This window comes from Acinetobacter sp. SA01 (assembly GCF_011319235.1).
Classification (GTDB): Bacteria; Pseudomonadota; Gammaproteobacteria; order Pseudomonadales; family Moraxellaceae; genus Acinetobacter.
Genome location: NZ_WXXM01000012.1, coordinates 1 through 24,278, shown reverse-complemented (window position 1 = coordinate 24,278; position 24,278 = coordinate 1). Strand labels below are relative to the sequence as shown.

The 24,278-nt window shown below is 43.7% G+C and carries 22 protein-coding genes and 4 tRNA genes; 22 read left to right on the top strand and 4 right to left on the bottom strand.

Annotated elements, in window-relative coordinates:
• Positions 1-8 precede the first annotated feature (8 nt).
• Together fadB and GTU69_RS11650 are read right to left on the bottom strand one after the other, a co-directional pair.
• Positions 9-2,162: a fatty acid oxidation complex subunit alpha FadB gene (fadB, locus tag GTU69_RS11655; RefSeq protein WP_166170683.1), complete on the bottom strand. Its 2,154-nt coding sequence runs from the start codon at positions 2,160-2,162 to the stop codon at positions 9-11.
• Positions 2,163-2,601: 439 nt separating this feature from the next.
• Entirely contained in the window at positions 2,602-3,651 is a 1,050-nt protein-coding gene (locus GTU69_RS11650) for an AAA family ATPase (protein WP_166170682.1), read from the bottom strand.
• Positions 3,652-3,840: 189 nt separating this feature from the next.
• On the opposite strand from GTU69_RS11650, the gene uvrC reads away from it, so the two are divergent.
• From uvrC to pgsA, 3 genes are all read left to right on the top strand, one after another.
• Entirely contained in the window at positions 3,841-5,640 is a 1,800-nt protein-coding gene (uvrC, locus tag GTU69_RS11645) for an excinuclease ABC subunit UvrC (RefSeq protein ID WP_166170681.1), read from the top strand.
• A 109-nt stretch (positions 5,641-5,749) separates the two neighbouring features.
• Complete coding sequence (locus GTU69_RS11640) at positions 5,750-6,544, top strand: thioesterase family protein (RefSeq protein WP_166170680.1); 795 nt, start codon at positions 5,750-5,752, stop codon at positions 6,542-6,544.
• A gap of 108 nt (positions 6,545-6,652) precedes the next feature.
• On the top strand, positions 6,653-7,240 hold the full coding sequence (gene pgsA / locus GTU69_RS11635; protein ID WP_166170679.1) for a CDP-diacylglycerol--glycerol-3-phosphate 3-phosphatidyltransferase: 588 nt from the start codon (positions 6,653-6,655) through the stop codon (positions 7,238-7,240).
• A 640-nt stretch (positions 7,241-7,880) separates the two neighbouring features.
• Here pgsA and GTU69_RS11630 read toward each other — a convergent pair.
• Entirely contained in the window at positions 7,881-8,153 is a 273-nt protein-coding gene (locus tag GTU69_RS11630) for an oxidative damage protection protein (protein WP_086196454.1), read from the bottom strand.
• Positions 8,154-8,164: 11 nt separating this feature from the next.
• A complete protein-coding gene (gene argH, locus GTU69_RS11625; protein ID WP_171522027.1) occupies positions 8,165-9,595 on the bottom strand; it encodes an argininosuccinate lyase in 1,431 nt (476 codons plus the stop codon).
• Here argH and GTU69_RS11620 point away from each other — a divergent pair.
• From GTU69_RS11620 to GTU69_RS11530, 19 genes are all read left to right on the top strand, one after another.
• Entirely contained in the window at positions 9,586-10,743 is a 1,158-nt protein-coding gene (locus GTU69_RS11620; protein WP_166170678.1) for a histidine kinase, read from the top strand. The two genes, argH and GTU69_RS11620, sit on opposite strands and share 10 nt — an antisense overlap.
• A 53-nt stretch (positions 10,744-10,796) precedes the next feature.
• Positions 10,797-11,537: a LytTR family DNA-binding domain-containing protein gene (locus GTU69_RS11615; protein ID WP_166170677.1), complete on the top strand. Its 741-nt coding sequence runs from the start codon at positions 10,797-10,799 to the stop codon at positions 11,535-11,537.
• A 107-nt stretch (positions 11,538-11,644) separates the two neighbouring features.
• Positions 11,645-12,562, top strand: a complete 918-nt coding sequence (hemC, locus tag GTU69_RS11610; RefSeq protein WP_166170676.1) for a hydroxymethylbilane synthase — start codon at positions 11,645-11,647, stop codon at positions 12,560-12,562.
• 1 nt (position 12,563) lies between these two features.
• Positions 12,564-13,343 (top strand): uroporphyrinogen-III synthase, encoded by a 780-nt coding sequence (locus GTU69_RS11605; protein ID WP_166170675.1) that lies wholly within the window; start codon positions 12,564-12,566, stop codon positions 13,341-13,343.
• Entirely contained in the window at positions 13,340-14,182 is an 843-nt protein-coding gene (locus GTU69_RS11600; protein WP_166170674.1) for a hypothetical protein, read from the top strand. Before GTU69_RS11605 ends, GTU69_RS11600 begins: the two co-directional genes overlap by 4 nt.
• Positions 14,183-14,189: 7 nt before the next feature.
• On the top strand, positions 14,190-15,383 hold the full coding sequence (locus GTU69_RS11595; protein ID WP_166170672.1) for a heme biosynthesis protein HemY: 1,194 nt from the start codon (positions 14,190-14,192) through the stop codon (positions 15,381-15,383).
• Between the two features lie 11 nt (positions 15,384-15,394).
• Entirely contained in the window at positions 15,395-15,829 is a 435-nt protein-coding gene (locus tag GTU69_RS11590) for a thioesterase family protein (RefSeq protein WP_086196447.1), read from the top strand.
• Between the two features lie 140 nt (positions 15,830-15,969).
• A complete protein-coding gene (locus GTU69_RS11585; protein WP_086196446.1) occupies positions 15,970-16,296 on the top strand; it encodes an H-NS histone family protein in 327 nt (108 codons plus the stop codon).
• Positions 16,297-16,480: 184 nt separating this feature from the next.
• Positions 16,481-17,224: a type II secretion system protein N gene (gene gspN / locus GTU69_RS11580; RefSeq protein ID WP_166170670.1), complete on the top strand. Its 744-nt coding sequence runs from the start codon at positions 16,481-16,483 to the stop codon at positions 17,222-17,224.
• On the top strand, positions 17,224-18,066 hold the full coding sequence (locus tag GTU69_RS11575; RefSeq protein ID WP_166170668.1) for a type II secretion system protein N: 843 nt from the start codon (positions 17,224-17,226) through the stop codon (positions 18,064-18,066). Before gspN ends, GTU69_RS11575 begins: the two co-directional genes overlap by 1 nt.
• Before the next feature lie 43 nt (positions 18,067-18,109).
• Entirely contained in the window at positions 18,110-20,374 is a 2,265-nt protein-coding gene (gspD, locus tag GTU69_RS11570; protein ID WP_166170666.1) for a type II secretion system secretin GspD, read from the top strand.
• A 69-nt stretch (positions 20,375-20,443) separates the two neighbouring features.
• Positions 20,444-21,127, top strand: coding sequence for an FHA domain-containing protein (locus GTU69_RS11565; protein WP_166170664.1), 684 nt, complete (start codon positions 20,444-20,446; stop codon positions 21,125-21,127).
• Positions 21,128-21,212: 85 nt separating this feature from the next.
• A complete protein-coding gene (locus tag GTU69_RS11560) occupies positions 21,213-21,884 on the top strand; it encodes a phosphoglycolate phosphatase (protein WP_166170663.1) in 672 nt (223 codons plus the stop codon).
• Positions 21,885-22,000: 116 nt separating this feature from the next.
• Complete coding sequence (trpE, locus tag GTU69_RS11555; protein ID WP_166170661.1) at positions 22,001-23,494, top strand: anthranilate synthase component I; 1,494 nt, start codon at positions 22,001-22,003, stop codon at positions 23,492-23,494.
• 98 nt (positions 23,495-23,592) lie between these two features.
• A tRNA-Thr gene (locus GTU69_RS11550) sits at positions 23,593-23,668 on the top strand.
• A 54-nt stretch (positions 23,669-23,722) separates the two neighbouring features.
• Positions 23,723-23,806 (top strand) — tRNA-Tyr (locus tag GTU69_RS11545).
• Between the two features lie 38 nt (positions 23,807-23,844).
• Positions 23,845-23,920 (top strand) — tRNA-Gly (locus GTU69_RS11540).
• A 15-nt stretch (positions 23,921-23,935) separates the two neighbouring features.
• Positions 23,936-24,010, top strand: a tRNA-Thr gene (locus tag GTU69_RS11535).
• Positions 24,011-24,157: 147 nt separating this feature from the next.
• A partial coding sequence (locus tag GTU69_RS11530; protein ID WP_228183273.1) for a GTP-binding protein occupies positions 24,158-24,278 on the top strand: 121 nt, incomplete at its 3' end.

Sequence of the window (24,278 nt, the reverse complement as noted above, 5' to 3'; positions counted from 1 at the left end):
GTTGCTCCTTAACCGTAGAATTTTTTGTTGTTAGCAGCCATGTCACGCAACATTTGTGGCGCTTCATAAGCCTTACCTAAGTGAGCGTATTTGTCGCAAAGTGCAACGTATTCAGCAACACCTGTTTGGTCGATGTAACGGCATGGACCACCGCGGAATGGTGGGAAACCGACACCCATGATCATCGCCATATCTGCTTCAGAAGCAGTTGCTACAATGTTGTCTTCCAGGCAACGAACCGTTTCGTTACAGAAAGTCAGCATCATGCGGTCAATGATTTCCTGAGCATCGAATTCGCGTTTTTCCGCAGTTGCCACAGAAGCAACCAGCTCATAAGCAGTTGGATCAACCACTTTGGCTTTTTTGCCTTTACGGTCTAATTCATATTTGTAGAAACCAACGTCGTTCTTTTGACCCAAACGTTTTGCTTCGTACATGGTTTGAATCGAACCTTTGAAGTCCGGTTTCATGCGGTCAGGGAAGCCTTCGGCCATCACTTCTGCACCGTGAACGCCTGTGTCGATACCCACAACGTCCATCAGGTAAGCAGGGCCCATTGGCCAGCCGAATTTTTCCATTACTTTATCGATTTGCTGGAAGTCAGCACCATCTTTAAGAAGAAGGTCGAACGCACCGAAGTAAGGGAACAATACACGGTTCACCAGGAAGCCCGGGCAGTCATTCACCACGATTGGGGTTTTACCCATTTTCTGAGCAAGAACCACAGTGGTTGCAATCGCTTCAGCAGAAGTTTTTTCACCACGAATGACTTCAACCAGTGGCATCATGTGTACCGGGTTAAAGAAGTGCATACCGACGAAGTTTTCAGGACGTTGCAGGTTTTCAGCCAGACGGGTGATTGAAATCGTAGAGGTATTTGATGCAATGATCGTGTTTTCACGAACATTTTTCTCAGTTTCAGCCAATACAATGCCTTTCACTTTAGGGTTTTCAGTTACCGCTTCAATCACGATATCCACTTCTTTAAACTCTTCGTAGCTTAAAGTCGGGCGGATGCGAGCAAGGGTTTCACCCATTTGCGCAGGTTTCATTTTCTTGCGTTCAACTTGTTTTGTTAACAAGCCATTCGCTTCTTTCATACCCAGTGCAAGTTGCGGGTTACCAATGTCTTTCATGATGATTGGTGTGCCTTTGCTTGCCGCTTGGTAAGCAATACCACCACCCATGATACCCGCGCCAAGTACAGCGGCCTGGTTTACAGGATGAGCACCTTTTTCATATTTCTTAGAAGTTTTCTTCACCACTTGGTCGTTGATGAATAGACCGATCAACGCGCCAGCTTGTGGAGTTACCGCAGCTTTAGCAAAACCTTCAGCTTCTACTTTTAATGCTTCGTTACGTGGAAGGCTTGCACCTGCCTGTAATGAATCAAGCAGAAGTTTAGGCGCAGGGTATTGAGCAGGGTTTGCTTTCGCAAGTACCGCACCTTTCGCCGTATTGAACGCCATCATTTGTTCAAGCGGGTTCAATTTAATAGGGTCTAATTTTTCTTGGCGTTTTGCTTTCCAGTCTACACGGCCAGCAAGTGCTTGTTTAACCAGGTCAATCGCAGCGTCAGTAAGTTTGTCAGCAGCCACAACCGCATCAACAGCACCGTCTTTAAGTGCAGCAGCAGGTTTTTTAGGCACAGCCATTGCCATCCATTCAACCGCATTGTCGATACCAATAACACGGCTTAAACGAACAGTACCACCGAAACCAGGGTAGATGCCCAGTTTGATTTCTGGAAGGCCGACTTGAGCAGCTTCTGACATCACACGGTAGTCACAGACCAAGCACATTTCAAAGCCGCCGCCCAATGCCATACCATTGATTGCAGCAACTTTAGGAATCTCTAGATCTTCAAATGCATTGAAGATGTCGTGAACAGGCAAAGCCCAATCCACAATCGCTTGTTCGCCTTGAGCGAAGTTTTCACCAAATTCAGTGATGTCTGCGCCAACGATAAATGTTGATTTACCTGAAGTAACAACTAAACCTTTAATCGTGCTATCTGCTTTTACAGCTTCAATGGCAGCTTTAAAATCTTCAATTGTTGCACGGTTAAATTTGTTGACCGACTCACCTTGTAAGTCAAAGCGGAATTCTGCAATTCCGTCCGAAAGCATTTGGACGGTAATGGCATTGCCAGCGTGGATCATGCCTGATCTCCTTTATTTTGGAGGACTTCTAAGTTGATGTTGTGAAGCATGTACGCCTTTTTTCCTGCGTACATTTATGCTTCGCCAATCTTACGATAACTATATCCAAAAAGAACATAACAAGTTGTATCAAGCCGTGACGCTAGGGTCATCAATTTTTTTCAACAAATCCTGAGGCTTGGCAACCCTATTTTTACTGTAGCTGTTAAAAATGTAATGAACTTTTTGTTTAGATTAAGGTTTTCTAATAATGTCGTGCTTATTTATAGCGGGTACAAGTGTGCTATTTCAAGTTTTTTATGGCCTTGTTTTGGTCAAAATAGTCAATCGATCCCAATTTTCAGCGCAGCGGAGGGAGGTTGAAACTGAAGTAAAAGTGACATATTTGCAGTCAAATACCTGTTTGAGCATTTGACTGCAAGTAGGAGGATAACAAAGATTATTCGGGCTGAATGATTAATTGCCCATTTGCATAGCTTAAAGTGAGCTGTGCTTTTTCCGGATAATTTAAAAAATATACTGCCAGAATTGGTTCCAGTTCAGTGCGCATTTTGCGGGCCAAATGGCGTGCACCAAAACGGATGTCATGATCTTTATAAAAGTGTGCTTTGGCCGCATCGGTCAAAACCACCTGACGTTTTTGATGCTGCAGGCGCTGATTCAGTTTTTGCAGTTCAATTTCCACCAGTTTCGGCAGGGCATCTGCCTGTACCGCTTGGTAATGTAAAGTACGATCAATGCGGTTGATAAATTCCGGATCGAATTTTTTAAACATGACTTTTTCAATAATGGTCTTGGTCGGCATTTTTTTCAGACACAGACCCTGCATTTTCTTGGGCAAGAAATTCAGTTTATCCAGATATTGCTGCGCCGCCTGTGCCCCGACATTACTGGTCATAAAAATCATACAGTTACGAAAGTCGATGGTTTTGGTGCCGGAAGTGAGGTTCAGCTTGCCAGTATCCAGCACATTCATTAAACCGCGAATGACTTCTGTGGAGGCTTTCTCCAGCTCATCAAACAGCACAATCCCCGGGCGGGTATGACTGCCTGCAATGGCGGTTTCATCAAACAGGCTATGACCTTCTTTGGAGCCGACATAGCCCGGAGGTGCACCAGTAATGGCTGCCGCATAGTGTTCTTGTGCCAGAGTGTTCATATCGATGCGACAGAAGGCATCCGGGCGACCATAAATCGCCTCGGCAATTAAACGCACGGTTTCAGTTTTACCCACACCGGTCGGGCCGAGCATTAAGGTGACGGAAAGAGGGCGTTCAGGACTGGAAAAATCGGCTTTGACCACGTGCAGCATTTTTTCGATTTCTTGCAGTGCAGCATCCTGACTAATAATGCGCTGTTTCAACAGCTGCATGACTTCAAGCGGTTCAAAATGAAAACGCGGCTTGCCAATCAGTTTATCTTTCTCAGATGTGCTATGCGGTGCAGTGTCTAGTTTGACGATATGCATGGCGTGATTGGGAGTCGTCATTCAGTTTGATCCAAATTGTTCAGATGGCTTGAGCATAGCAAAATAAGTACGATTTACTTATAGCTTTTAGCAATCAGGTGATTGCTGGAACTTTGTATGATCGCGATAAAAACAGGCGATTCGCTTGAAAATGGCATGAAAACCATCACATCATGTAGCAAAGTTTATGCAATTTAAATCAGGCTGAATGTGAACGAAAACGCACGAGAACATATTGAAAAGATTCTAGCCCATATGACTACTTTACCGGGCGTGTACCGTATGTTGGATCAGGATGGCGAATTGCTGTATGTCGGCAAGGCCAAAAATCTGAAAAACCGTGTGTCCAGCTACTTTGTCAAAACCATCGAACATCCGAAAACCCAGGCGCTGGTGGCGCGGATTTATGATATTGAAACGTTGGTCGTGCGCTCGGAAACCGAAGCCTTATTGCTGGAACAGAACCTGATCAAGCTGCATCGTCCGCCTTACAACATCATGCTGCGTGACGACAAATCCTATGTCTATATTTTTGTTTCCAGTGACAAGCCATACCCGCGTATTGCGGCCGGTCGTGGCAAGGGCAAACATCAGGTCGGCAAGTTTTTTGGACCGTATCCGAGTGCCTATAATGCCCGGGATACCCTCGTGGTGCTGCAAAAACTGTTTAATGTACGGCAGTGTGAAAACAGCTATTTTGCCCAGCGTAAACGTCCGTGTTTGCAGTACCAGATTAAACGCTGTAGCGCGCCCTGCGTCGGTTTAATTAGCCCTGAAGAATATAAGAATGATGTAGACAACTCGATTCGCTTTTTACAGGGTGATACCAAAGAATTGAATCAAGAATTGATTCAGAAAATGGAAGAAGCCGCTGAAAAGCTCGAATTTGAAAAAGCTGTATTTTATCGTGATCGTATGGCACTGCTGCGCGATGTGCAATCGCAACAGGCGATTTATAAACTCAAAGGTGAAGCCGATATTCTGGCGATTGCCTATCATGCCGGGGTGACCTGCGTGCAGATCATGCATGTACGTAATGGCAAAATGCTGGGGGGTAAAAGCTATTTCCCGGATATGCTTGGTGATGATCTGGGCCAAATGCTCTCGGACTTCATGGCGAACTTCTATTTTCAGGTGGCCGATGAAGTTCCTGCCGAGCTGATTGTCAATGTCGAGCTTCCGGACCGCAAAGAGCTGGAACAGGCCTTGCAACAGGAATTCGGCAAGAAGGTGCAGATCAAGCACAATGTTCGGGAAACCCGGGCCGAATGGCTGGAATTGGCCAATATGAATGTGCAGCACGCTATTAAAGGCCAGCTGGCCAATCATTTTGAACTGAATGAACGTTTCCATCAGCTGGAACAGGTGGTGGGACGTCCGATTGACCGGATTGAATGTTTTGATATCTCGCACACCATGGGTGAAGCCACAATTGCTTCCTGTGTGGTGTTTGATTCGGGCGGTGCACGAAAACGCGATTACCGTCAGTTTGCCATTGATGATATTACCGGCGGTGATGACTATGCGGCCATGCGTCAGGCACTGACCCGCCGTTATAAAAAAGCCATGTTGCCGGATTTACTGCTGATTGATGGCGGTAAAGGCCAGTTGCATATGGCGATGGAAGTGATGCAGGAGTTGGGACTGGATGCTTTTATGGTCGGAGTTTCCAAGGGCGAGGGGCGTAAACCTGGTCTGGAAACCTTGCATTTTACTGATGGTACAAAAATCCAGTTGCCAGAAGACCATAAAGCCCTGCACCTGATTCAGCAAGTACGCGATGAAGCACACCGTTTTGCCATTACCAAACATCGGGCCAAACGCGACAAGAAACGTGGCTCGTCGGTACTGGAAGTGATTCCCGGACTGGGGCCGAAACGCCGCCGTGACTTGCTGACCCATTTTGGCGGTATACAGGGGGTACTGAAAGCATCGGAAAATGACTTGAAGCTGGTGCCCGGGCTGGGCGATGTGATGGCTCGTACCATTTATAAGGTATTGCATGAATAAATTCGGACAGATTGGCCAAAGTGCTCACTGACGCAGCAGTCATTGATCATTCACAACAGTCCAAAATAAGTGAAAGATAGAGCCAATAAAAAAATCCAAGGGACGAAGGATGTCACTGCGCCAATTATTCACTGCGATCGAACAGGACGAATGGGTCGATATTCCGCAAGGCTGGTTACAGGGGCGCACCATTTATGGTGGACTGGTGGCCGGGATGATGATGCACAAAGCCTTGCTGGCGGTTGCAGATGCAGAAAAACAGTTGTTAAGTACCAGTGTGACCTTTGTTGGTCCAGTGCAAATGGCAGCGGTCCAGTTGAGTGCTGAAATTTTACGTCAAGGTAAGTCCGTGACCACGGTTGAAGTACGGCTCTGGCAGGACGATGCTGTGCAAAGTATTTTGATTGCCAGTTTTGGCATGCATCGCCAGTCGACTATTTCCGTACAACAGGAACGACTTGCACCTGAATTTCCTATGCCTGAGCAATTAAACATTGCGGAGCATCATCCTTTAGCCCCGGAATGTTTTGGACAGATGGATCTGGTCTGGGTAGATGGACAGTATCCATGCACTGGCAGTGTGAAACCTGATTTTAGTGGCTGGATGCGTTTTAATCCGGATCGGCATGACAATCGGGAAATGAGCATCGCCGACTTGATGGTGGCCTTCGATATGTGGCCTCCTGGCGTTTTGCCGATGTTTAAAACATTCGCACCGGCCAGTTCGCTGACCTGGCATGTGACCTATGTGCACCCTTTAAACAGTCATCTGCATGATTGGTTTAAATATAAAGTATTTACCGATTATGCAGCTGAAGGTTATTCGACCGAGTATGCTCATCTTTGGGATGCAGCAAACAGATTGATTGCGATTTCAAGACAGACAGTTACCGTGTTTGCCTAGTGACACTTTATAGCAATTCGTATAAAGTGACTCTCACTAACGATGAATCAATCCTCAAAATATGTGTGGTTTTTCATTGTACATAAAGGGGAAAAATTGGCGGTGTCTATGACTACAGGTCGCATCCTGAATATTCCAAATATCTTGACTTTGGCGCGTATCGCTTTAATACCTGTTTTCTTGCTGGTGGCCTATTGGCCCCCTGCAGTTGGTGTTTCAGGTCATGATGCAAATATGACTCGTCACGTTATTTTAACAGCCATTTTTGTCATTGCTGCTGTAACCGACTGGTTTGATGGCTATTTGGCCCGCTCACTCAATCAAACCTCCGCATTTGGCCGTTTTTTAGATCCTGTCGCAGATAAGCTGATGGTTGCAGCTGCATTAATTGTTCTGGTGCAATGGCAACCGAGCATTTCTATGGCCTTTGCAGCAATCGTGATTATTTCGCGTGAAATTACGGTTTCTGCCTTACGCGAGTGGATGGCAGAGCTAGGGGCACGTACCAGCGTGGCTGTCTCGACTGTAGGTAAATATAAAACCGCTTTCCAGATGATTGCGATTTCAGTATTTTTACTGAATTGGCAACCATTTGAAATGCTGGCTTATGCATTGCTTTACACTGCTGTAGTGCTGACGTTATGGTCGATGTTTATTTATTTAAAGGCTGCATGGCCCTATTTAAAACAGCCCTAGGTTCAGCTTTAAAAATAAAAAACGTCCTAAAGGGGGCGTTTTTTTATTTCTATAAGCCTTTCGGGGAAAGATAAGGATTAAAAATAGCAAATAAAAAAAATCCTAGATTTTGGGGGAAACCTAGGATTGAAATCGGGGATATTTATAGTTGTTATAAGATGTTTAACCATCTACTTGAAACCAAGTATAGGGGAGGACAACTGCCAAATCATGTAGGTTATTGTATTGTAATGTATCGTTTTATTGAGAAATGTAGTTTTGAATTACAGTTATTTCTAAATGTTTAAAAGGTTTATGGAATAAGTAGAATTTTTAAAATTACCAAATAAATAGAAAATGAATGCCTAATTTGGATTTTTCAGAAAAAATAAAAAGGCCCTATAAGAAATGTTTTTGACAATTACATTACCCGGAAACGAATATCGTTAGCATGGATTTAAGTGAATAGCTTCCTCAGCTAAAAAGGGAATCTTTTCAGATTCCCTTTTGATAATCAAAACTATGCGTTTCTCTTGTCTTGCGTAAAATTCAGATCAGCTTAAAAAAAGAAATCCCCAATAAAAGGGGATTTCTTTTTAGATTAAAGCCTGCGCGAGCAAAGCTCTTGCCTTGCGGCGTGGCGGAGCAGTGCTCCGCTTAATCACGCCTCAGGCTTTAGGCCCTCAGCTTTTTCCAGTGACTCATCATTGTTAAAGAATTTCTCACGCTGTTCTTCAAGAAATTTTTTCGCGTCCGGTTCAAACACGTTTAAACGCTTCTCGTTAATGAGCGTGGTTTGGTGTTTGAGCCATTCTTGCCATGCTTGTTTAGACACGGTGTCAAACAGTTCCTGACCCTTTGCACCCGGGAAGGGGGCAAAGTCTAAACCTTCCATTTCTGTTTGATATTTACGGCAAAATACTTGTCGAGACATATCCGTTTTCCTTAAGCGTAAAGTTTTTCTAAACGAGCGTAAGCACGAGCAATCGCTGCTTCAACCTGTGCAGGTGCCGTACCACCAATGTGGTTACGCGCATTCACAGAAGCTTCAAGAGTCAAGGCTTTTTCAAACACGTCAGCTTGAATCAGGCCAGAGAACTGTTGCAGCTGTTCAAGTGTCAATTCAGACAGATCTTTACCTTCTTGCACACCTAGCGCAACTGCTTTACCGACAATTTCATGTGCATCACGGAATGCCACGCCATTTTTCACCAGATAGTCTGCAAGGTCAGTTGCAGTTGAGAAACCACGTAACGCAGCTTCACGCATGATTTCAACATTTGGAACCAAGGCAGGAATCATGTCAGCAAATGCCATCAATGAACCACGAACAGTATCGATCGCATCGAATAATGGTTCTTTGTCTTCCTGGTTGTCTTTGTTATACGCCAATGGTTGACCTTTCATCAAGGTCAATAGACTCATCAAGTCACCGTATACGCGACCAGTCTTACCACGGATCAATTCAGGCACATCCGGGTTTTTCTTTTGCGGCATGATTGAAGAGCCGGTACAGAAACGGTCTGGAATGTTCACAAATTTGAACTGTGCAGAGGTCCACAGGATCATTTCTTCCGACATACGCGACAGGTGCATCATAATTAAAGATGCAGCAGCATTGAATTCAATACCGAAATCACGGTCAGACACGGCATCCAGCGAGTTTTCACACACGGCTTCAAAGCCTAAAAGCTGTGCGGTGTATTCACGCTCGATCGGATAGGTGGTACCTGCAAGTGCAGCAGAACCAAGCGGCAAGCGATTCACACGTTTACGGCAGTCAATCAAACGCTCAGAATCACGTACCAGCATTTCAAACCACGCCATCAAATGGTGACCAAAAGTCACTGGCTGAGCAGTTTGCAGATGGGTAAAGCCCGGCATAATGGTATTGGTATTTTTTGCTGCCAAACCCAAAATGCCTTTTTGTAATTTTTGCAATAACTCTAAAATTGCATCAATTTCATCACGTACATATAAACGGATGTCTGTCGCCACCTGGTCGTTACGGCTACGACCGGTATGCAGTTTTTTACCGGTGATGCCAATACGACTGGTCAAGCGTGACTCGATATTCATGTGCACATCTTCTAGGTCAATGCGCCATTCGAATTCACCTGCTTCAATTTCAGCTTTAATGGTGTTTAGGCCGTTAATGATGTCATCGCGTTCCTGTTCGGTTAAAACGCCTACTTTGGCAAGCATGGTTGCATGCGCAATAGAACCTGCAATATCTTGTTTATAAAAGCGTTGGTCAAATTGAACAGATGCTGTAAATTCAGCAACAAATGCGTCAGTAGCTTCAGAGAAACGACCGCCCCACATACCCGAAGTTTGGGCTTGTGACGGATTTGAGGAATTAGAAGATGTGGTCATGTCGGCTCAATAAAATAAAAAGCAGTAATTTGAACAAGAGTATAGCAAATTCAGAATCACTTGCTGAAAAACAAAGCGATCCAGCTTCGACCTATACAGATGATCGGAAAAACAATGACGCCTATTTTTTTACGAAAATAGGGCATTGGCAACATCTAATTGAATTATTTATTGCCAGCAATATTCTGGCGGTTATCTTGGCGTTGGCAGAAGTACAATCCTGGACGGCTTTAAGTGTGGGTCGTCTGCTGGAATATATATTGTTCATTGATTGGGTTTTACTGGCATTTGTGGCGTTGATTGAGCGCCTGCAGAGCAAAATTCAGCACTTCAGTTTTGGGCAGACCCTAGTTGCGGGCTTTGTTTTGCTGCAGATTATTGTGTTATTGACCACGGTGGTGCTGAACGGTGTTATTTTCTTTGGGCAAAATTTCCAATTCCAACATTTGACGTTACAGGTTTTATTCGATGGCGCTGGATTACATCTCAGTTATGGGGTGCTGATTGGAAGTTTTTGTTTTCGCTATCTTTATATGCGTGAGCAATGGTCGCGTCAGCAAAACAGTGAATTAAACGCACGTATTCAGGCCATGCAGGCGCGGATTCATCCGCATTTTTTATTTAATAGCTTAAATACAGTCATCAGTTTGATTACCATTGATCCGGATAAAGCGGAACAAATGTTACTGAATTTATCACAGCTATTTCGGGCCAGTTTTAAAGAACTTAAACTGGTGCGCTTAAAAGATGAAATTGAACTGTGCCAGCGTTATCTGGCCATTGAACAGATTCGCTTGGGGGATCGCTTACAGGTAGAGTGGAAATATGACGATGAAGTTTTATTTTCTCAGATACAAATTCCTTTATTAACTTTACAACCTTTAGTGGAAAATAGTATTTTTCATGGAGTTGAAAAAATTCTAACAAAGAGTACGATAAGCATATTGATTGAAATATTGCAAAAACAAGTCAATATAGTCATTACTAACCCTTATGCACAGGATAAAATAAATTTACGACAGGGGCATGGTATTGCAGTTGAAAATGTGAAGCAGCGGCTTAAAGCTTATTATGGTCGCTCTGCAACTTTTCAGACATACGAGGGAAAGGGAATATTTACCACAGTTGTGCAATATCGATATAAATAAAAAAGTCATGGTTAACCTATAAAAAAAATGATGTTGACTGTGAAGGAGGAGAAATGGACATCCTGATTTGCGATGATGAACCTCTCGCTGTGGAGCGTTTGTCACGTCTAGTTACGCAATTGGGACATCAGGTGGTTGCCACTGCAAGTTATGGGCAGCAAGCAATTGAAATGACTCAATTCTATGAGCCAGATGTAGTACTGTTAGATATTCAAATGCCTGAAATGGACGGCTTGAGCTGTGCTGAATATTTGCGCCAGCTTGATCCTATGCCCGCCATTGTTTTTTGTACGGCTTATGATGAACATGCTTTGGAGGCATTTAAGTCGCATGCGGAAGGCTATTTGCTAAAACCGGTGATGCAGCAGGAATTGCAACAGGTATTAGATCATTTAACAAAACTGACTCAAGCACAAATGAGCAACTTAAAACAAAAAGAAGATATGGACGAACTCAATATAAAACGCCATCAGATTGTGGCGAAAACCTATCGTGGTGTGGAATTGATTCCTGTAGAAAATATTTATTATTTTTTGGCAGATCAAAAATATGTCACGGTACGGCATAAAAATGGCAGTGTACTGATCGATGAAACCTTAAAAGATTTGGAAAACGAATTTGGCGACCAGTTTATTCGAATTCATCGCAATGCTTTGGTTTCAGTACATTTCCTGGATGGTCTTGAAGTGATCAGTTCGGGGCAGTATCAGGTGCGTTGTCGTGAACTTGAAGAACGCCTGGCGGTCAGCCGACGTCATCTGCCCAATTTAAGAGAACGCATCCAAAAGATCTAAATCTGTTTTCATAAATTTAGGTGACAAGGAGAATGCAAATTTACTTGCATTTTCCAGTCAGCGCGTTAAGTTTACACTAACGCACTTATTGACTGTTTCTCGGATTTATGAAGATTTTGAAGATTGCAACTCGACAAAGCCCGCTTGCTTTATGGCAGGCGGAACATATTCGTGCCCGTTTGGAAGCATTACATGCGGATCTTAAAGTTGAGTTAGTGACCTTCGTCACCCAAGGTGACAAAATTCTGGATACGCCTTTAGCCAAGATTGGCGGAAAAGGACTTTTTGTTAAAGAATTGGAAGCAGCCCTGCTGGATGGTCGTGCAGACTTGGCGGTGCATTCAATGAAAGATGTGCCGATGGCTTTGCCTGAAGGACTGAGCCTTGCGGTGATCTGTGAGCGTGAAGATCCGCTGGATGCCTTTGTATCTAATACTTACGCAAGTTTTGATGATTTGCCACAAGGCGCCAAAGTGGGTACATCGAGCCTGCGTCGTAAAAGCCAGATTTTAAAAGCCCGTCCCGATTTGGAAATTATCGATTTACGGGGCAACGTGGGGACGCGTTTATCCAAACTGGATGCAGGTCTTTATGATGCCATTATTCTGGCAAGTGCGGGTTTAAAGCGTTTGGGGTTGGCTGAACGTATTCGTCATACACTGCCAGCGGAAGTGAGCTTGCCGGCAGTTGGACAGGGGGCGCTTGGTTTGGAATGTCGTGCGGCAGATCAGGCTGTGCTGGAGCTTATTTTACCGCTGTTACATCGCGAAACTGATGTGTGTGTACGTGCAGAACGCGCATTTAATGCCTATTTGGAAGGGGGCTGTCAGGTCCCGATTGCAGGGCATGCAACTTTAATTGAAGGTCAATTACACATTGAAGGTCGTGTTGGTAGTATAGATGGTGCGACTTTATTAAAAGCTGAACTGAGCGGAACACCTGAACAGGCTGTAGAGCTGGGTGAAATGCTAGCGCAAAAATTAGTTGAACAAGGCGCTGGCGATTTATTGAAAGCCCTGTATTAATATGCTGTTTATCAATACACGTCCGCAAGACCGTGCAGAAAATTTGAGTCATGCCTTAGGTATGGCTCAAATTGAGGTGTTGGATTTACCTTTATTGCAATTGCTGCCTCGACCCTGGTCAGCTGACTTGTCTGAACTTTATCAGCAATTGCCTGCTGCTCAGGTGATTGTGGTGGTGAGTCCCACGGCCGTGCAAATCGGCATGGATTATTTAAAACAATCATGCATAACGCTGGATCAGCTTAAACATATTCAGTGGATTGCGGTCGGGGATCGCACTGCTCAGGCTCTGGCGCAATATGGTATTTCTGCCGAAGTCCCCAAAGTTGAAACATCGGAAGGAATGTTACAGCTTCCTGTTTTACAAACCCTCAATTCAGGTCAGTGTCTGGCTTTTTGGCGTGGTGAAGGGGGGCGGATGTTTATGATGGATCAGTTAAAACTGCAAGGCATGCGAATTCTAAATTTTGTTTTATATGCGCGCCGTTGTCCTGTATTTACTCAGCAAGATTTAGCTAATGTATTATCTTTATTAGAAAAACAAAAACAGTATGCTATGGTGGTCAGTAGCGAAGCGGGTTGGTTAAACTGGATTCAGCTCATGCAACATCAGAAGCACCTTATTGCAAGAGGGCATTATCTGGTTTTAGGGGAGCGCCTGTATCAAGTTGTTTCGAATTATAAAAAAAATCAGGCAACATGTTTTAATATCACGCGACTACCTGATTTAAAAACAGATTCAATTCTGCAGAAGCTTGTTGTTGTGCAAGGGAACACATGAAGAAAATACTCATTTTATTATTTATTTTAAGTCTACTCTGGATTGCTAAATTAAGTTATGACTTATTTAATCTTACTGCACAACAAACAGAATTAAATACCAGTCTGCATCGAATTGAACAGAATAATGCAAATTTAAATGATCAATTTGTCGCTTTACAGCGCAAAGTCATGCTGACAGGAGAGTCTGCACCGGCAAGTTCACAGGCTGCAGAGAATTTAAAAACCATTCAGGCGGCAAGTATTGATCCTGTTGTGGTGATTAAACAGCAACTAGAATTAATTGAATTTATGCTGCAACAACAACAGTTTACTGCAGCTCTGGATAAATTAACCCGTTTGGATCAAAATCTTGAGCAATATGCCCTCGCGGCACCATTGAAGCAAAGCTTGCATCAGGTTATTGCCAAAGACCATCAGCTTATTCAGCATTTTGTCAGTGAGCGGATAGCTCAGCAAATCAAAGTGGATGCGCTTATTCAGCAACTTGATGCTGCGCTGGCCCAAGAGTTACATGCACCCCAATTAAACGCGAGTCAGGCATCGGGTAAATCTTTCTGGCAACGTTGGCTAGTGATTGAACCTGCGAAACAACCTGCTACGGCGCTTATGCAGCGTCCGTTAATTTTAAAAGAAGCGCAGCTCCGACTGCTCATTGCGCAACAAGCCTTAAAACAGGGGCAATATTTAGAGTATCAAAAATCCCTGACTGAAATTATTCAGCTATTAAATCAAATCCCCGATGAGAAGTCGCGACAGCTGATTCAGAATATCCAGAAGATCAAAGGATTTACGGCTTTGCCTACGCCTAGTTTAAATACACGTGCATTATTGGGATGATAAATTCATGAAGCAGATTTTACTGGCCTATGCTTTTATCAGCCTACTTATTATCGCAGGTTTAAGTGTTTTAAGTTATGGGTATGGCGCAGGTTATGTTTATTTATACTGGCGTGAATGGCAAATTCAAACCAATATCTGGATTATGTTTATTATTCTGGCCAGTTTAAGCCTGTTGATCCAATTATTGTGGTTGCTCATTAAACGTTATTTAACCCGGGAACAACGAAAGCTGGAAACGGTTTTTAATTTTAAAAACTTGCACCCTTATGAACAGTTGGCAGTAATTTGGTTATTAGAGGCGGCACAAGATCAACATCAATTTATTCAAAACGTCTTTTCTCAATCGGGTTTATTAAAGGGGATTATTGGTTCACGTTTGTATTGGATGCAGCAGCAATATCCCCAAGCGCTTGCCATCTTAAACCAAAGTAATGCCATGGCATTTGAATTGGCCGAAATACAGCGCATAGAAATTTACCTGTCGCAAAATGATGGTGAGCAAGCATTAACCCATCTTGAATTCTTAAATCAACATGAGCTTTCACCCTGGTTAAAAGATGTAAAAAGTGCATATGATTTAAGATTAACCAGTTTATGGGAAAAGTTTGCCATTCAGTTTCCCTGGATGTATTTACGCTCGACTAAATATGGACATCTGGGCACAGAAAAAAAACGGGAATGGTTACAGCAATTATTGGTTAATTTTGATCAGGCTAATATCGAAAGTTTGCAAAATTTGCAACAGCGCTATTTAGACTTGCAGGACCAGATTTATAGCCGTGATTATGAGATTAAAGTGTTATGGTTAAAGCTGTTATCACGTATGCCGGAAATGAGCCAGCAGCATGAAGCCTTGGTCTTACATTTACTGGATCAACAGTTTAATCAAGACGTTTTTTATTTATGGTTCCAGCAGCAATTATTAAAGCAAAGTCCGGATTATTTAATGGTTGAGCAACGAATTGACTATTGGGAAAGTAAATATCCTTCTTTACCTGTATTTGCCTTTGTGAAGTGGCATGTATATACCGCTACTGCAAGAGCGGCTGAAGCTGACCAATTGCTGGAGTTATACCCAGATAATGTGATGATGAATTATTTAAGAATTAAATCTACTTTAAAAGGTCAGGATGATTTGATTAAGCAGTTAAATTTAATTTTTGAAAATAATGCAAATTTTGTTGAAATAAAAATATAAAGGTAAGAAATATGCTCACTCTGTCCGATTATCCGGTGATTTATGATCAGTCTGTTGCTTGGGGCGATATGGATGCATTTGGGCATGTAAATAACGTGATGTATTATCGTTATATCGAAAGTGCCCGCATTTTTTATATGGATGTCTTGAATATTTTTGCACAGGATGTTTATACAGTGGTTGCTTCTAACCAATGCAAATATATTAGTCCGCTATTTTATCCAGACCAGCTTAAAATTGGTGTGCGTGTTGAGGAAATTCGTAATAGTGCCTTTCGTATGAGCTATTTATTATGGAGCGAGTCGCAACAAAAAACTGTTGCCGTGGCAGAAGCAGTGATTGTTTGTGTAAATAAGCACAACATGCTTAAAACGGAAATACCAGAAATTATTCGCCATAAAATTACAGAAATTGAGTTAAGCGTAAAACATTTAATTTTAAATTAAGGTTTTTCCAATATAGTGGGCTGTAAAATCTATTTAGCTAATTTTTATTTATTTAAAAAATTCTATTGAATGTTTTAAATAATAAAAATATTATGAGCTAGTTTTAATTAAAAAAATATAAAGCCTTTTTTGGAGTTAATATGATGCCCGACATTAGTAATTTATCTGTTGAAGAGTTAAAGCGTTTACAAGTTGAAGCTGAAGCATTAATTGCTTCTAAAAATGATCAGGCAGTTGAAGATGCCTATCAGCAAATTTTGGACATTGCTGATAACGTTGGTTTAAGCATTGAACAAATTTTAGAGTTTGGTGCAACCAAGCGTAAGAAAAGTACACGCAAATCTGTAGAACCACGTTATCGCAGCAAAAAGAATTCAGCAGATACTTGGACTGGTCGTGGTAAACAACCGCGCTGGTTGGTTGCAGAACTTGAAAGTGGTGCAAAATTAGAAGATTTTCTCATTTGATGGAAATATTCATCAGATAGTCATCTAATCGAATTAAATTAAAAAAACCAGGCTTTTAAGCGTGGTTTTTTTATATCTATTTTTTATCACTTGGAATTGGCGTTGAGAAAAAAGTGTGCATAATGGGGTAGAAATATAATATTCGTGTTAAGGGAAGAATAATTGACATGTGGGTCGTGGTGGGATGATTAAAAAACCCAAATATATCACTTGGTGGATTTTCTCCGTCAGTGTCTTTTTAATGTTCATATTACTCCAAATTCCAGCGGCTTGGCTGATTTCAAAATTTTATAAAAACAACCAGATTTTACAAAATGTCAGCGGTAATATTTGGCAGGGGCAAGCAGATTGGCAGAAGGGCAATTTAACCGGGTCGTTGAGTTGGAAAACACGTCCTCTGGATATTTTTTTGCTGCGTTTGGGGGCAAACATAGAGTTACATAGTGGGAATACCCAGCTCGATGCCGTTGTTGGCTATGGTTTTGGCAAAAAAATAATGGTCCATGACTTGAATGGCCAGGTTGCGCCGGAAACGCTGAAACATCTGGTGGAATGGCAGTGGCCGGTCAATGCCATCCAATTGCAAGATATCAATTTTAATTTTAAAAAAGAACAGGGTTTTACCGGGGCTGAAGGTCAGTTGCAATGGGCGGGCGGCGAGCTGGTTTATAATTATGCCCAGCGTCAGGATCAAATGAATATTCCTTCCTTGAAAGGAAAATTGTCAGATGAAAATAATAAGCTGTTTTTTGATATCCGGGATCAGCGTGATCAAAAGCTGATGGTATTGGAACTGGATCAAAACGTGATGCTCGATCTGCGGTTGACTCAACGTCTGCTGCTGAATATCTCTTCCTATAATGGTAAAGCTGGTTTGGATACCTCTGTGGTGAGTTCGCGCCAACCTTTGTTTAAAGGTGGCCTCTAATGAATCAGTGGTTAGAAAAAATTCAACAATTCAACTGGAAGCAGACAGACCGCATTGCTCCCTTATTTTTGGTCCTGCTGATTTTATATTTATGCTGGAAGTTGGCAAACATTTTTTGGTTGCTGGTGGCGCCGCCTCAGGTCATGCAGCTGGACCGTGTTGAGCTGGGTTCACACCAGCCACAGGTACCCAATATTTCTTCATTTGCCCTGTTTCAGGAAGCAGGTAGAACAGCTGCGGCAGAAGACACGGCCAATTTGATTTTGCAAGGTGTGGTGGTTGGTCATCCCAATCAGTTTTCCTCCGCAGTCATTAAAGTCAATGATCAGGCCGATCGCTATCAGGTGGGTGAAAATATTGCCTCGACCTCTTATCAATTGGCTGAAGTGTACTGGGATCGGGTAGTGTTGCGTCAAAGTAATGGGACTACGCGAGAACTACAATTCAAAGGTATGGAAAATGGTCTGGATCAGAGCATTATTCTGCCTGTAGCAACAAACAGCTTACCGATGAATAATCAGACCACACCGCCTATGCCCAGTCAGGAACAAAATGCTTTAGGGCAGGCGGTGCAGAAGATACAGGAAGACCGTGATCAGTATTTAAAAGATATGGGGGTCAATGCAGCGAGTGGGGGCTATGAAGTTACGGCAAGAACGCCAGCGGCATTGCGCAGTAAGCTGGGACTGCAACCAGGTGACCGGATCATGTCTTTAAATGGACAGGCTGTGGGGCAGGGGCAAAGTGATGCCCAGCTGCTGGAACAGGCTCGACGTGAAGGTCAGGTCAAAATAGAAATAAAGCGTGGTGATCAAGTGATGACCATACAACAAAATTTTTAAGTGATGCATCGTCACCTTACAGGATTAGGAAGCACGAAACTTTATGGCTTTATTTAATCATCATCGTCCAGTGTGGGCTTTATTCGCGGCTGCACCCCTGATTGCTATGGTGAGTACCTCTACTCAAGCGCAAACATGGAAAATCAACTTACGAGATGCTGATTTAACTGCATTTATTAATGAAGTAGCTGATATTACCGGGAAGAATTTTGCTGTTGATCCGCGTGTGCGCGGCAATGTCACGGTCATTTCCAATAAGCCTTTAAATAAAGCCGAAGTCTACGATCTGTTTCTGGGCGTGTTGAACGTGAATGGTGTGGTCGCCATTCCTTCAGGCAATACCATCAAACTGGTTCCAGATAGCAATGTCAAAAGTTCCGGTGTGCCTTTTGACAGCAAGCACCGTGCGACTGGTGACCAGATTGTCACACGGGTGATCTGGCTGGAAAATACCAACCCGAATGACCTGATTCCTGCCATCCGTCCATTGATGCCGCAATTTGCCCATTTATCGGCAGTGGCTGGAACCAATGCGCTGATTGTGTCAGACCGTGCCAGCAATATTTATCAGCTGGAAACCATTATCCGTAATCTGGATGGTACCGGACAAAACGACATTGAAGCAGTGAGCCTGCAATCCAGTCAGGCTGAAGAAATGATTGGTTTGTTGGAATCTATGAGCTCTACCGGCGCAGCCAGAGATTTAAAAGGTTCCCGTATCCGTATCATTGCAGATACCCGCACCAACCGCATTGTATTGAAAGGTGACACGGCAACACGCAAACGCATCCGCCAGATGATTGAAATGCTGGATGTACCGGCAGCAGATCGTCTGGGTGGTTTAAAAGTGTTTCGCTTAAAATATGCCAGTGCCAAAAACCTGGCGGAAATCTTACAGGGGCTGGTATCTGGTCAGTCGCTATCCAGTTCATCCAATTCAAATAGTTCATCAAACAATAATTTGGTGAACAATTCAAACAATAACAATTCGGGCAGTAGTTCATCTGGTAGCAGTTCTTCCAGTATTTCGACCCCAAGTATTAATCTGGGTGCAGGATCAAACAGTAGCAATCAGAATAGCATCACCAGTTTTAATGCTAATGGCGTCAGTATTATTGCTGATGACAGCCAAAATTCATTGGTAGTGAAAGCTGATCCACAACTGATGCGTGAAATTGAATCCGCCATTCAGCAGCTGGATATCCGTCGTCAACAGGTCCTGATTGAAGCCGCCATTATTGAAGTGGAAGGCAATGATGCCGATCAGCTGGGTGTGCAGTGGGCTTTGGGTGATCTGACCAACGGCGTCGGCTTAATCAACTTTAGCAATGTCGGTGCAAGTATTGCCGAGCTTGCCGCCGGATATGTAGCCGGTGGTGCGGCAGGTGCTGCGGCCAATTTGGGAACCGGTACCTCGCTATTACTTGGCGATTACAGGGAAAGCGATAACGGTTCACGCAAACTGTATGGTGCCTTAATTCAGGCCTTAAAAAGCAAAACCAAATCCAATCTGCTCTCGACACCTTCCATTGTCACCATGGATAATGAAGAGGCCTATATTGTAGTGGGACAGAACGTGCCGTTTGTGACCGGTTCTGCAACCACGACTTCAGCAGGGTTGAATCCTTATACCACGGTAGAACGTAAGGATGTCGGTGTTACGTTAAAGGTGGTGCCGCATATTGGGGAAGGTGGTTCGGTGCGTCTTGAAGTCGAGCAGGAAGTTTCTGCGGTACAGGACAAAGGCCAAGCATCGGACTTGGTCACCAGTAAGCGTGCCATTAAAACCTCGATTCTAGCAGAACATGGACAGACTATTGTTTTGGGTGGCTTGATTTCCGACAACTCGATTCATAGCCGTCAGTCGGTACCGGGTTTGGGTGCAATACCAGGTTTGGGGCGTCTCTTCCGTGCCGATGCCAAATCCAATGAGAAGCGCAATTTGCTGGTCTTTATCCATCCCACGATTGTTGGAGATAGTAATGATGTGCGCCGTTTGTCGCAGCAGCGTTACAGCCAGTTGTACAGCTTGCAGTTGGCCATGGATCAGGATGGTACTTTTGCCAAATTACCTGAAAATGTAGAAGACATTTATCAGCAGCGCATTCCGGTTACCTCATCGGCACCGAAAGCCTCTCCTTATCAAATATTGCCATCAGCAACCCAAAATCAGACCAATACAGCCACGTTTAGTACACCGGTTGCGATAGAACCGGTAGTGCAGAAACAAAGTGTTGCTATGCCGGTGACCGAGGTTAAAAAAACCAAAAATACCGTGACCACAACCACGATTCGTTCTGGTTCTTGACAGCGTGGCTAAAGAATTGAATATTTGCCGTGATATGATGATTCAAAATCACAAAGAGAAGTGCATTTCATGACTTGGAAAATACAAGCAATTACCGGTGAATTAACGGGACAGGAAATCAGCATCGACCGTGATATGTTGGTCGGGCGCCATCAGAGTGCAGATATCGTATTGCAGGCCGGGGAAATTTCCCGTAAACATGCGGCTTTCTTGCTCAAAGACCAAGCCTTATGGCTGCAAGATTTAAACTCATCCAATGGCACCTTTGTCAATGATGTACGTATTGAACATGAAGCCTTGTTAAAAGAAGGGGATATCGTTCAGTTCGCAAGCCTGAAATTTTCAGTTCTAGAACCTGCTCAAGCAATAGATGTGCCGCTTGAGATTGAACAGACCGTCGCTGCATTAAATCAGGAAGGGCCAGCAGTTAAACAACCTGCAGAAACGGAAATGCCAAAGACTGCAGCACAGCAAATGAATGATCAGGGCATGCCTGAACTGACCGAGCGCGATGCCAGCGTTCAGCTGAGTCGTGATGGTATGCCACAAGGGGTTGCCATCCCGAAACCTGCACCTATTCCTGAAGGTGTGGACTTGAGTGCAATTCCCGAGAAGCAAACACCCATCGCGGTTGAAACACCGGTATCACGCGTAGAGCAAGTCAAGGAAGAGCAGAAAAATGCATCGGTGGGCCTAATCTCCATTGTTGTATTGATTATCCTTGCAATCATTGCCTGGTTATTCTTTAAATAAGCCTGCACGCGACATACAATAAAGGCATGCAATCGCATGCCTTTATTGTATCTGTATGGTCGAAATCAATCATAAGAGAGAAATGATGTCTGTAGCAAAACTTGCAAGCCGTAAACTGATTTTATTTGACTTGGATGGTACCCTGGTTGACTCGGCATCAGATTTATACCGGGCCATGAACATGAGTCTCAATGTCTTGCAATTGCCGACCGTGACTGAGCAACAGGTGCGTACCTGGATCGGTAAGGGCACCTCTGTTTTTTGCCATAGCACTTTGCAATATCTCACCGGAAATGTCGATCCTGCACAGCATCAGCAATTGTTGGCGACTTTTTTAAGTATTTATAATGCAGATCCCTGTGTGGATACCCAGCCTTTTAAAGGGGTAGTCGAATTTCTTGACTGGGGTTTAAGCTGCAATAAGCAAATGATTTGTGTCACCAATAAACCCGAACAGCCGGCACGTGCGATTGTTGAAGCCTTGGGGCTGAATCATTATTTTGTCGATGTGATTGGCGGGGACCGTTTTGAAGAGCGTAAACCTCATCCACGGCAGTTGCTGTTTTGTGTTGATGAATATAATGTCACTGCGGCAGAAACCTTAATGATTGGTGACTCTAGTAATGATGTCGAAGCAGCAAGACGTGCAGGAGTTGATTGTATTGTGGTGAGCTATGGCTATAATCATGGTGAAGATATTCATGATTGCCAGCCGCAACAAGTGGTTGATGATTTAATAGAATTACTTGCGCAATAAGTGAAAATTAAGGATAGCGGAATGAGAAATTGTATGGTTTTTCGATGGCGAAACTAAGTCAGATTACAGGAAAACAAACTTAAACCAGCCATATCGAAAACATATAGAGAATACTCATGACAACTCAAGCTCAATTCGAACAGTTAAAATCTGAGGGTTATAACCTGATTCCGGTTTATCGTCAGCGTTTGGCCGATACCGAAACTCCATTATCCGTATTTGCACGTCTGAAAGACCACAGTCAGGCCTATCTGTTTGAATCGGTCGAGGGAGGAGAGAACTGGGCACGTTATTCCATTATCGGTTTGGGTGAGTCCACTGTTTTTTCATGCAACCGCGGTGTATTAACCGTTCAGCAGGTGGATGGTTCTGTTGATACTCAGTCATGTAGCGACCCATTTCAGTATATCCGTGATTTTCAGGCGCAGTTCCATGTGCCGACGCAAAAAGATTTGCCTGATTTACCGAGTTTCACCGGTGGGCTGGTGGGCTATTTTGGCTATGATTCGGTACGCTATATTGAACCGCGCCTAAAAAATGTGCCTGAAGCCGATCCGGTCGGTTTGCCGGATATCTGGATGATGCTGTCTAAAACCGTCATTGTATTTGATAACTTAAAAGACACCTTGTTCCTGATTGTACATGCAGATGCAAATGATCCCGAGGCCTATGCCAAAGCCCTGGCTCAATTGGATGAACTGGAAAATACGCTGGCAACCCCGATCAGCCTGCAAGCCAAAAAACATACCGCTCCCCATTTTGAGTCTTTAACCGGGCATGACAAGTTTATCGAGTCGATTGCCAAGGTGAAGGAATATATTAAAGCGGGCGATGTCATGCAGGTAGTGCCGGGGCATCGTATGGTCTCGGACTTCGATGGCGAGCCTTTACAGGTCTATCGTGCCTTGCGTCATCTGAATCCATCACCGTATCTGTTTCTGGTTCAAGGGCGGACTTTAGATAATCAAAAGCCATTTCATATCGTAGGATCTTCACCTGAGATTTTATCGCGTCTGGAAAATGGCATTGCGACTGTGCGTCCTTTGGCCGGGACGCGTCCACGTGGTAAAACCAAAGAAGAAGATTTGGCGCTTGAGCAAGATCTGCTTTCTGATGAAAAAGAGATTGCTGAACATTTGATGCTGATTGACCTGGGGCGTAACGATGTTGGGCGTGTGTCAAAAATCGGTAAAGTGCAGGTCACGGATAAAATGGTGATCGAACGTTATTCGCATGTCATGCATATTGTCTCGAATGTGCAGGGTGAAGTTCGCGATGATGTCGATGCGCTGGATGTGTTTAAAGCCACTTTCCCGGCAGGTACGCTTTCGGGTGCACCAAAAATCCGTGCCATGGAAATTATTGACGAAGTCGAGCCGGTCAAACGCGGAATTTTTGGAGGGGCTGTGGGTTATTTAGGCTGGCATGGTGAAATGGACATGTCGATTGCCATTCGAACCTGTGTGATTCGTGAAAATAAGGTCTATGTTCAGGCTGGCGCAGGTCTGGTTTATGACTCAAATCCTGAATCTGAGTGGAATGAAACCCAAATAAAAGCTCGCGCAGTGATCAAAGCGGTTGAATTATCATCAAACGGATTGATTTTATGAGTTTTTGACGGTTTTTTTGAAAAAAACACTTGCACGGATTCTAAGTTTTGCTAAACTGCACACCGTTCCGATACGAAACGTACGAAACACTAAGAAACGCCGGCATAGCTCAGTTGGTAGAGCAACTGACTTGTAATCAGTAGGTCCACAGTTCGAATCCGTGTGCCGGCACCATCTTAGAAGTTTGAGTAGTGGGGTAAAAGAACAACACTGAAGTAAGTGTAAAATGGTGAGATTCCCGAGCGGTCAAAGGGAACAGACTGTAACTCTGTCGCGTAAGCTTCGAAGGTTCGAATCCTTCTCTCACCACCAATTTTAAGACTTCGATAAGTGGTTTATACCAACATCGTGCGGGAGTAGCTCAGTTGGTAGAGCGGTAGCCTTCCAAGCTACATGTCGCGAGTTCGACCCTCGTCTCCCGCTCCATTGAAGTTTTTATTTGCTCTTATAGCTCAGTGGTAGAGCACTCCCTTGGTAAGGGAGAGGTCTCGAGTTCAAATCTCGATAAGAGCTCCAGATACAGTTTGGCAACTTTGTTGCAAAGATTTTAAAAAGCAGGCTTATTAGTCTGCTTTTCAAGTATTGGGTGTTTGATTTTTTAAACGACATGTCGGAGCTGGGTTTTACTCAGGATTGTGTTCGACGTAAACGAGGAAGATGAACATGGCTAAGGCTAAGTTTGAACGTAACAAGCCACACGTAAACGTGGGCACAATTGGTCACGTCGACCATGGTAAAACTACTTTAACTGCTGCGATTGCAACTATTTGTGCAAAAACTTACG

Coding starts and splice junctions, on each gene's coding strand:
- fadB (WP_166170683.1), bottom strand. CDS start 2,162: ATGATCCACGCTGGCAATGCCATTACCGTCCAAATGCTTTCGGACGGA.
- GTU69_RS11650 (WP_166170682.1), bottom strand. CDS start 3,651: ATGACGACTCCCAATCACGCCATGCATATCGTCAAACTAGACACTGCA.
- GTU69_RS11640 (WP_166170680.1), top strand. CDS start 5,750: ATGTCACTGCGCCAATTATTCACTGCGATCGAACAGGACGAATGGGTC.
- pgsA (WP_166170679.1), top strand. CDS start 6,653: ATGACTACAGGTCGCATCCTGAATATTCCAAATATCTTGACTTTGGCG.
- GTU69_RS11630 (WP_086196454.1), bottom strand. CDS start 8,153: ATGTCTCGACAAGTATTTTGCCGTAAATATCAAACAGAAATGGAAGGT.
- GTU69_RS11620 (WP_166170678.1), top strand. CDS start 9,586: ATGTGGTCATGTCGGCTCAATAAAATAAAAAGCAGTAATTTGAACAAG.
- argH (WP_171522027.1), bottom strand. CDS start 9,595: ATGACCACATCTTCTAATTCCTCAAATCCGTCACAAGCCCAAACTTCG.
- GTU69_RS11615 (WP_166170677.1), top strand. CDS start 10,797: ATGGACATCCTGATTTGCGATGATGAACCTCTCGCTGTGGAGCGTTTG.
- hemC (WP_166170676.1), top strand. CDS start 11,645: ATGAAGATTTTGAAGATTGCAACTCGACAAAGCCCGCTTGCTTTATGG.
- GTU69_RS11605 (WP_166170675.1), top strand. CDS start 12,564: ATGCTGTTTATCAATACACGTCCGCAAGACCGTGCAGAAAATTTGAGT.
- GTU69_RS11600 (WP_166170674.1), top strand. CDS start 13,340: ATGAAGAAAATACTCATTTTATTATTTATTTTAAGTCTACTCTGGATT.
- GTU69_RS11595 (WP_166170672.1), top strand. CDS start 14,190: ATGAAGCAGATTTTACTGGCCTATGCTTTTATCAGCCTACTTATTATC.
- GTU69_RS11590 (WP_086196447.1), top strand. CDS start 15,395: ATGCTCACTCTGTCCGATTATCCGGTGATTTATGATCAGTCTGTTGCT.
- GTU69_RS11585 (WP_086196446.1), top strand. CDS start 15,970: ATGATGCCCGACATTAGTAATTTATCTGTTGAAGAGTTAAAGCGTTTA.
- gspN (WP_166170670.1), top strand. CDS start 16,481: ATGATTAAAAAACCCAAATATATCACTTGGTGGATTTTCTCCGTCAGT.
- GTU69_RS11575 (WP_166170668.1), top strand. CDS start 17,224: ATGAATCAGTGGTTAGAAAAAATTCAACAATTCAACTGGAAGCAGACA.
- gspD (WP_166170666.1), top strand. CDS start 18,110: ATGGCTTTATTTAATCATCATCGTCCAGTGTGGGCTTTATTCGCGGCT.
- GTU69_RS11565 (WP_166170664.1), top strand. CDS start 20,444: ATGACTTGGAAAATACAAGCAATTACCGGTGAATTAACGGGACAGGAA.
- GTU69_RS11560 (WP_166170663.1), top strand. CDS start 21,213: ATGTCTGTAGCAAAACTTGCAAGCCGTAAACTGATTTTATTTGACTTG.
- trpE (WP_166170661.1), top strand. CDS start 22,001: ATGACAACTCAAGCTCAATTCGAACAGTTAAAATCTGAGGGTTATAAC.